The sequence below is a fragment of the Rhodopseudomonas sp. BR0C11 genome, assembly GCF_010820945.1.
Lineage (GTDB): Bacteria > Pseudomonadota > Alphaproteobacteria > Rhizobiales > Xanthobacteraceae > Rhodopseudomonas > Rhodopseudomonas palustris_H.
Genome location: NZ_QTKI01000202.1, coordinates 1 through 8440 on the forward strand (window position 1 = coordinate 1; position 8440 = coordinate 8440).

Here is an 8440-nt window from a genome sequence, read left to right on the forward strand (position 1 = left end):
TGATTGGCCTGGGCGAAGTAACCGGCCAGCATCGACAGGCCGACGCCGAAGATCGCCAGCTCGCCGTCCTTCACTTCGCGCCCGGTGGCGATCGCCATCATCTCCTGGCGGGAATAGTCCAGTGTCTCGCTCATGCTGCGACCTCCTGGGCGGACAACGCGGCCACCTCGTCGGGCGGCAAGATCCAGCGCCGATACGGATCGAGCAGGAAGCTGGTGGTGCTGTTGCGTAGTTCGGCGATCTTGTCGCGGCCGATCATGTCGAGATAGCTGTCGATGTCGTGATAGCTGGTGACGAAATCCCGGATGTAGGCGGCGGTGCCGTCTTCGCTGCCGAGCGCCTTGTTCATGAACTTCATGTGTGCTTCGTCGACGTCGTACATGCCGGGCGAGCTCTGCGGCCAGGCCGCGAACGGCCAATGCACCACAGCCTCGACGACGAGATCCGGAATCCGCACCAGGTTCGGATATTGCCGGATGCAATCGGTGTCGACGATCGCATCCGCAATGATGATCACCTTCTTGGCCGCGCGGGACAGCTCGACCCGGCTCCATTCGGTCCCGAGCATGATTGAGTTGCCGTACGGATCGGCGAGGGTGACGTGGATCGCCGCCAGATCCGGCTTCAGCGGACTGAAGGCGCCGATCTCGCGGCCGGTGAACGGATCGACCACCGTCGGGATCTTGTGCTTGCTGGGATAATCGTCGGGTGCGAACGCGCTGCGATACTGCAGATCGGAGCCGATGTTCACGGTGGCCGGGACGAACGGCCAGTTCAAAGCGCCGCCGAGCAGTCGTAGCGGCAATCCGAGGTTGGAGTAGTCTTCCAGCGCCATGTGGCCGCTCTCGACTGCGCGGCGCAGGCCGTTGGCGAAGCCGAATACTTCCAGGGCCGAGAAGCCGCATTCCGCTTTGGTGACCACACCGGCGGCGGCCAGCAGGTTCAATTGCTGGCTGTTGCAGTGAAAGATTGCGTGCAGGTCGCGCCGGCCCTGGCGCAGCAATTCGCGTCCAAAGATGATGGCGTCGGATCCGATCGGCAACGCAGCGCCGCTCGCATACTGCATCCCGTCCCAGCTATAGCGTCGCACTGCCTCTTGCAGCGAGATCAGCCTTGTCTGCGCCATCTGCTCCCCGATGTGGTTCGTGTCGTTGCCGGTGTTATGTCGCAGTTGGGTCGTCGGTGGAAGCCATCGCCACAGCATGCAGCTGCGGCGGATTTGACGTCCGCCGCAGCTGGCTCAGTGCCATCTCAATCGAGCTTGGCGCCCGAAGCTTCCACGACCTTGCCCCAGCGCGCATAGTCTTCGTGAATGACCTTGGTGAAGGCCTCCGGTGTCGACGGGATCGCGTCGAGGCCTTGCGCGGCGAGACGGTCGCGGACATCCGGCAGCTTCGCCAGTGCGTTGATCTCGGTGTTCAGCCGCGCCACGATGTCCTTCGGCGTGCCGGCGGGAACGACGATGCCGAACCAGGACGACACCACGAATTCCGGAAGTCCGGCCTCCGCAGCGGTCGGCACGTCAGGCAGCAGCGGCGAGCGAGTGCGGCTGGTGATCACCAGTCCCTTGACCTTGCCGGACTTCACCTGCGGCGCGAGGATGGTCAGCGTGTCGAACGAGAGATTGACTTGGCCGCCGAGCAGGGCCTGGATCGCGGGCGCGCTGCCCTTGAACGGAACGTGCAGCAGGTCGGTGCCGGTGAGGTTCTTGAACAGCTCGCCGCTGAGATGGCACAGCGTGCCGTTGCCGCACGACGAGTAGCTGAGCTTGCCCGGCTCCTTCTTGGCCGCGGCGATCAGGTCTTTCAGCGAGGTGGCCGGCGTGTCGGCGCTGGCGCCGATCACGTAAGGCACTTCCGCCACCAGCGACACCGGCGCGAAGCTCTTGAACGGATCGTAAGAGAGCGACTTGTTCAGATGCGGCAGAATGGTGAGCTGACCGGCGGGCGCGAGCGACAGCGTGTAGCCGTCGGGCGCCGCCTTGGCCGCCGCGTCGGCGGCGATCGCGGTGCCGGCGCCGGCCTTGTTCTCGACCACCACCGGCTGCTTCAGCACTTCGCTCAGCTTCTCCGCGACGACGCGTCCGACCGCATCGGCGGCGCCGCCGGGCGGGAACGGCACGATCAGCTTCAGCGGCTTGTTCGGCCAGTCAGCCGGCTGCGCTGAGGCGGGCAGGGCGGCGACGAGAGAAGCGGCAAACGTTGCGCATAGCAGGATGCGGCGAGAGACCGTCGAGGCTGTCATGGGCGTCCTTCATTCCGTGGTGGAGAAATCGAAGAGGGTGGAGGGCGTCGTCGGATCATCGTGCGGCGTGGTGCGTCGGTCAGTCTTCGTGGAAGGCGACTTCGCGCGTCTTCCGGACGCTCGGCAGAACCAGGATGACGATCAGCGCCAGCGCGATCAGCAACAGTGCGAGGCTCAGCCCGCGGGTGACGAAGACTGTCGGGTCGCCATGCGCCAGCAGCAGCGCGCGCCGCAGGTTCTCTTCCATCAGCGGGCCGAGCACGAAGCCGAGCAGCAGCGGCGCCGGCTCGCAGTGCAGCTTGATGAACATCCAGCCGAGCAGGCCGAAGCCGACCGCGAATGCGACTTCGATCGTGCTTTGATTGACGCTGTAGATGCCGATGCAGCAGAACACCAGGATCGCGGGATACAGCACGTGATAGGGAACGCGTAGCAGCCGGATCCAGATTCCGATCAACGGCATGTTGAGCAGCACCAGCAGCAGATTGCCGATCCACATCGAGGCGATCAGGCCCCAGAACAGTTCCGGCTTTTCAGTCATCACCTGCGGCCCAGGGACGATGCCGTGGATCATCATCGCGCCGACCATCAGCGCCATCACCGCGTTCGGCGGAATGCCGAGCGTCAATAGCGGAATGAACGAGGTCTGCGCGCCGGCATTGTTTGCGGATTCCGGCGCGGCGACGCCTTCGATCGCTCCCTGGCCGAACCGGCTCGGATCCTTCGCCAGCTTCTTCTCGATGGTGTAGGCGGCGAACGAACTCAAGATCGCGCCGCCGCCGGGCAGCACGCCGAGCAGCGAGCCGAGAAACGTGCCGCGCAGCACCGGCTTCCAGGCCGCCTTGAAGTCCGCGCGGGTCGGCCAGATGCCGCCGACCGAGGTCGCAAACACGTTGCGCTCGATGCCTTTCTCGAGATTGTGGATGATCTCGGCGATGCCGAACAATCCCATCGACACGACGACGAAACCGAAGCCATCCGACAATTCCGGGATGCCGAAGCTATAGCGCTCGGTGCCCGAATTGACGTCGGTGCCGATCAGGCCGAGCAGCAGCCCGAGGACGGTCATCGCCACTGCTTTGGTGAGCGAGCCATTGGCGAGCACGACGGCCGCGACCAGGCCGAGCACCATCAGCGAGAAGTACTCGGCGGGGCCGAACTTCAACGCCAGGTTCGACAGCGGTTCGGCGAGCGCGGCGATCAGCAGCGTCGCCACGGTGCCGGCGAAGAACGAGCCGAGCGCCGCGATGCCGAGAGCGGCCCCGGCGCGGCCCTTGCGTGCCATCGCGTGACCATCGAGGCAGGTGACGACCGAGGAGGATTCGCCGGGCAGGTTGACCAGGATCGCCGACGTCGAGCCACCGTATTGCGCGCCATAATAGATGCCGGCGAGCATGATCAGCGCCGACAACGGGGGCTGGCCATAAGTGGCGGGCAGCAGCATCGCGATGGTGGCGACGGGGCCGAGCCCGGGCAGCACGCCGACCAGCGTGCCCAGCGTGACGCCGAGCAGGCAGTAGCCGAGATTGCTGAGCGTCAGCGCCGCTTCGAAGCCGTGGCCGAGTTGACTGAACAGCTCCATCAGAACGGCGTGACCCTGAACGGCAGCCGCAGCCCATAGGCGAAGATCGCGACAGAAGCCGACGCCAGAACGAGGCCCGAGGCCGTGACCGAGCGCCAGCGTACGTTCGAATTGGCGAGGCTGCTGACGGCGACCACGCCGAACGTCGCAAGCGCGAGGCCGACCGATTCAATCGCCACGGCGAACACCAGAACGCTGGCGGAGATCAGCAGCGCGGGCCGGAGCTTCGGGATCGTGAGGGAGGTGGAACCTGCCGCTTGCTCTGCGGCCGAATGGCGGCGGAATGCGCCGAGGCCGACGACGATGCCAAGGCCCGCCAGGATCAGGCCGAGTACGACCGGGAAATATCCAGGCCCCATCCGCATCGTCGTGCCGAGCGGGTAGTTGAGCGCGACAACCGCGAACGCAATCCCGAACACAAAGAACGCCGCACCAGCGGCACCATCGCGATGATCGAGGCGGCGCCGAACCGACATGGGTGCTCCTACAGCGTTCGCAGTCAACTAATCGCCGGCGACTTGGCAGCATAGAAACCGCAAACCTCCAGCCCGAGAGGTCCGCAATGTGTCGTCAAACGGTGCCAGCAGCAATGAAATGCTGTTGTAAAGACTTGGCCGCGACGGGAGGATTTTGATCGTGTCGTCGGGCTGGCGTGGAAGATCTTTGCGGGCTCTGCCGCGCGATGTGCGCCGGACTCGCGAGTCATCTTTCAGCGCAAATTAGAGGATGCGCCGAGTGAGGCCGGCGAAGCTCCTGCGGAGACGGCCGTCCCGTTCGGTGAGCTTGAGTCCGCGAACTAACCGACGTCAGGAGCGATCGCCTCAATGCAGTTTCGGTTGGGCGCTCAGACACTGCCGACCAGGCAAGGGCGTAGCCGTGCTGCGCGCTTCCGCACAAGATCGCCGAAGACAGGATGCGCCGGGCGTGGTTGCAGTTGTCCGACTGGACCACTCCTGGCCGCGATCTGGTTCTTGATGCGCACCATCCGCCGTTGCGTGATGGTGCCCTGGTCTGTCCTCTTGGAGGGGCGCTCGCCGTGATCGGCGGGAAGCGTCCTGGAATCGTTCAAAATTGAGCGAACGTGCATGGCGGGCAGCAGGCATGCGGTCCGACAGGACGGCGCGATATTTGTGACGGTTGCTTCGCCGTGCCACAAGAGAGAAGAGTTTTGCCGCAGATCGAGGTCGATCGGGGGTGATCATCTCGGTCGGCGCGTGTGAGGAGGCGATAAGTCTATAATGTCCAAGCGTCGTTACAGCGATCCGGCGATACGGCTCTCATGATGCGCCGTCGTTTGCCGTCGCTGATCGCGCTCCGCGCCTTCGAGGCCGTCGGGCGCACCGGCAGCGTTCGCGCCGCCGGAGATGAACTGGCCGTCAGCCATACCGTCGTCTCGCGCCATCTGCAGAACCTGCAGAAGTTTCTCGGCGTTGCGCTGGTCCGCGGCGAGGGCCGCGGTGTGATGCTGACCGAAGCCGGCGTCAGCTTTCATGCGCAGATCTCGCAGGCGTTCGACATCATCGCGCGCGCCACCACCAGCGCGCGGCCGTCGTCGCTGCCGACGCTGAACATCTGGTGCATTCCGGGCATCGCCAATCGCCTGCTGCTGTCACGCTTGCCGGAATTGACCGGGCCTCCGCGCAACTGGGAGGTGAATCTGCAGCCGACTCTCACCCATCCGGATTTGTCGCGGGCAGAAGCCGACGCAGAGATCGTCTATGCCGACGTGATCGATTCCCGCGGGCCGCTGATGTCTGAAATCCTGGTGCGGCCGCGGGTCTTCCCGGTCGCCAGCCCGGCCTATCTGGCGCGCTATCCGGCAATCACCAGCCTCGAGGATCTGTCGCAGATTGCGCTGATCCACGAAGAATCCACGATGCAATGGACCCGCTGGTTCGAACTCGCAGGCCTCGACGATCTGCCGCCGCTGCGCGGCCAGCGGCTGTGGCATGCTCATTTGGCGATAGAAGCGGCACGGCTCGGACAGGGCGTCGCGCTCGCCAACGACGTGCTGGTCGAAGAAGATCTGCGCTCCGGCGCGCTGGTCGAGGTGATCACATCGTCGGTTTATATGGAGACTTATCAGCTCGTCGCGCTGAAAGAGCGCTGGGACGATCCGGCGATCGTTGCACTGCGCAATTGGCTGAAGCAGGTGCTCGCAGAGCTCGAGTGATGACGTGTGGCTGCGTGTTGAGCGGATCGCTCAACAACGCGCCAGTGTTTGCACGTTATGGTGCAGCATTTTTCGATTGGTGCATGGAAGTCACCAGACCGAACTTACAAGCTGATTGATTGTCCGAACCGTCACATTAGCGTTGTCATCAGTTCAGGAGAGAGCTGATGACGAATAGTGAATTGCTGACGCGCAGGCAGACGGCTGTCGTGCGGGGCGTCAGCCAAGCGACGCCGGTGTTTGCAGAGCGTGCGCTGAATAGCGAGATCTGGGACGTCGAGGGCAAGCGTTACGTCGATTTCGCCGGCGGCATCGCCGTGCTCAACACCGGCCATTGCCATCCGCGCATCGTCGCGGCGATCCGTGAGCAGCTCGATCGCTTTACCCACACCTGTTTCCAAGTCGCGCCATATGAAGGCTACATCCGGCTCGCCGAGCGGTTGAATCAGTTAGCGCCGATCAACGGGCCGTTGAAGTCGATCCTGCTGAGCACCGGCGCGGAAGCTACCGAAAACGCGGTCAAGATCGCGCGCGCCGCTACGGGGCGCAGCGGCGTGATCGCATTCACCGGTGGTTTCCACGGCCGCACCGCATTTGCTTCGGCGATGACCGGCAAGGTCATCCCTTACAAGAAGGCACTGGGTCCACCGCTGCCGGGCGTCTGGCATGTGCCGTTCCCGGTCGTCGGCTGCGACGTCACGGTCGAGGATGCGCTGCGCTGCGTACAGTTCGTGTTCAAGGCCGATATAGATGCGTCGCAGGTGGCGGCGATCATCATCGAGCCGGTGCAGGGTGAGGGCGGCTTCCATCAGGCACCTCCCGAACTGATGCGCGGCCTGCGCAGGCTGTGCGACGAGAACGGCATCGTTTTGATCGCTGACGAAGTGCAGACCGGCTTCGGTCGCACCGGCAAGATGTTCGCGATGGAGCACTACGACGTTCAGGCCGACATCGTCTGCGTCGCCAAGAGCCTTGCCGGCGGCCTGCCGCTGTCGGGCGTGATCGGCCGCGCTGCCATCATGGATGCGGCCGAGCCGGGCGGCCTCGGTGGCACCTATGCGGGCAATCCGCTGGCCTGCGCCGCAGCGCTCGCAGTGCTCGATGTGTTCGAGGAAGAGAACCTGATCGCGCGTGCGAACCAGATCGGCGAGCGGCTGCGCAGCGCGATCGATCGCTTCGCGCTGTCGAACACGCTGGTGCCGACCTCGGTCGCCCGTGGGCCCGGTGCGATGGTGGCATTCGACATTCTCAAGCAGCGCGGCAGCAATGAGCCGGATGCCGAGGCGACCAAGCGCGTGACGCGGCTGGCGTACGAAAACGGCCTGATCCTGCTGTCGTGTGGCACCGCCGCCAACACCATCCGCATCCTTGTGCCGCTGACGGCCTCCGATGCGATCGTCGACGAGGGATTGGCGATCCTGGAGCGCTGCCTCGCCGCTTAGCACAGGGCGCGTCCGCGCCGAGACGGGAATGATCGAGATGCTGATGCCGAGTGATCCCGGCCTGTTGGCCGAGCGCTGCCTTGTTGGCGGCAAGTGGTGTGGTGAGCCGGTCGATGCCGTGTTCAATCCGGCGACCGGTGAGCGCATCGGCGCGGTGCCGCGGTTCGGCACCGACGAGGCCGAGGAGGCGGTGCGCGCCGCCGACATCGCGTTCCGGCAGTGGTCGAAGCTGCTCGCTAAGCAGCGCGCCACCATGCTGCGCGCGTGGTTTGACCAGATCATCGCCAATCGCGACGATCTGGCGCTGCTGCTGACGCGCGAGCAGGGCAAGCCGCTCGCCGAAGCGCTCGGTGAAATCGACTACGCGGCCTCGTTCGTCGAGTTCTACGCTGAGGAGGCGCGGCGCATCTACGGCGAGACGATTCCGTCGCACCGCGCCGATGCCCGCACGATGGTGATCCGCCAGCCGGTCGGCGTCGTCGCGGCGATCACGCCGTGGAATTTCCCTGCCGCGATGATCACCCGCAAGGTCGCGCCGGCGCTCGCCGCCGGCTGCACTGTGGTGATCAAGCCGGCGCCGGAAACGCCGCTCACCGCGCTGGCGCTCGGCGTGCTGGCGGAGCGCGCCGGCTTTCCGCCGGGCGTGCTCAACATCATCACCGGCGATGCGCCGGCGATCGGCAAGGCATGGACCGAGCATCCGACGGTGCGGGCGATCAGCTTCACCGGCTCGACCGAGGTCGGCAAGATCCTGATGCGTCAGGCTGCCTCGACTGTGAAAAAGGTTGCGCTCGAACTCGGCGGCAATGCGCCGTTCATCGTGTTCGACGATGCCGATCTCGATGCTGCGGTCGAAGGCGTGATCGCCTCCAAGTTCCGCAACATGGGGCAGACCTGCGTCTGCGCCAACCGCATCTACGCCCAGGACGGGATCTACGACGCGTTCGTCGAGAAGCTCACCGCCAAGGTGGCGACGCTGAAGGTCGGTAACTGTCTCTT

At 64.8% G+C, this 8440-nt stretch carries 7 protein-coding genes; 3 read left to right on the forward strand and 4 right to left on the reverse strand.

Annotated features, from left to right (window positions below; all coding sequences use genetic code 11):
- Positions 1-130 precede the first annotated feature (130 nt).
- The 4 genes from DYI24_RS15825 to DYI24_RS15840 form a co-directional block, all read right to left on the reverse strand.
- On the reverse strand, positions 131-1126 hold the full coding sequence (locus DYI24_RS15825; protein ID WP_107344230.1) for a CoA transferase subunit A: 996 nt from the start codon (positions 1124-1126) through the stop codon (positions 131-133).
- A gap of 125 nt (positions 1127-1251) precedes the next feature.
- Positions 1252-2244: a Bug family tripartite tricarboxylate transporter substrate binding protein gene (locus tag DYI24_RS15830; protein WP_164572967.1), complete on the reverse strand. Its 993-nt coding sequence runs from the start codon at positions 2242-2244 to the stop codon at positions 1252-1254.
- Between the two features lie 79 nt (positions 2245-2323).
- Positions 2324-3826 carry a tripartite tricarboxylate transporter permease gene (locus tag DYI24_RS15835; protein ID WP_164572968.1) on the reverse strand — a complete coding sequence of 501 codons (1503 nt, stop codon included), beginning with the start codon at positions 3824-3826 and terminating at the stop codon, positions 2324-2326.
- Positions 3826-4302 carry a tripartite tricarboxylate transporter TctB family protein gene (locus DYI24_RS15840; RefSeq protein ID WP_164572969.1) on the reverse strand — a complete coding sequence of 159 codons (477 nt, stop codon included), beginning with the start codon at positions 4300-4302 and terminating at the stop codon, positions 3826-3828. The genes DYI24_RS15835 and DYI24_RS15840 overlap by 1 nt, the downstream gene beginning before the upstream one ends.
- An 803-nt stretch (positions 4303-5105) precedes the next feature.
- On the opposite strand from DYI24_RS15840, the gene DYI24_RS15845 reads away from it, so the two are divergent.
- From DYI24_RS15845 to DYI24_RS15855, 3 genes are all read left to right on the forward strand, one after another.
- Entirely contained in the window at positions 5106-5999 is an 894-nt protein-coding gene (locus DYI24_RS15845) for a LysR substrate-binding domain-containing protein (RefSeq protein ID WP_107344237.1), read from the forward strand.
- A 167-nt stretch (positions 6000-6166) separates the two neighbouring features.
- Positions 6167-7441, forward strand: a complete 1275-nt coding sequence (gene gabT / locus DYI24_RS15850) for a 4-aminobutyrate--2-oxoglutarate transaminase (RefSeq protein ID WP_164572970.1) — start codon at positions 6167-6169, stop codon at positions 7439-7441.
- Between the two features lie 37 nt (positions 7442-7478).
- On the forward strand, positions 7479-8440 hold a 962-nt coding region (locus DYI24_RS15855), incomplete at its 3' end, for an aldehyde dehydrogenase family protein (protein WP_164572971.1).

Bases quoted from the DNA above. Each gene is read 5' to 3' on its own strand.
- DYI24_RS15825 (WP_107344230.1), bottom strand. From the start codon at position 1,126: ATGGCGCAGACAAGGCTGATCTCGCTGCAAGAGGCAGTGCGACGCTAT.
- DYI24_RS15830 (WP_164572967.1), bottom strand. From the start codon at position 2,244: ATGACAGCCTCGACGGTCTCTCGCCGCATCCTGCTATGCGCAACGTTT.
- DYI24_RS15840 (WP_164572969.1), bottom strand. From the start codon at position 4,302: ATGTCGGTTCGGCGCCGCCTCGATCATCGCGATGGTGCCGCTGGTGCG.
- DYI24_RS15845 (WP_107344237.1), top strand. From the start codon at position 5,106: ATGATGCGCCGTCGTTTGCCGTCGCTGATCGCGCTCCGCGCCTTCGAG.
- DYI24_RS15835 (WP_164572968.1), bottom strand. From the start codon at position 3,826: ATGGAGCTGTTCAGTCAACTCGGCCACGGCTTCGAAGCGGCGCTGACG.
- gabT (WP_164572970.1), top strand. From the start codon at position 6,167: ATGACGAATAGTGAATTGCTGACGCGCAGGCAGACGGCTGTCGTGCGG.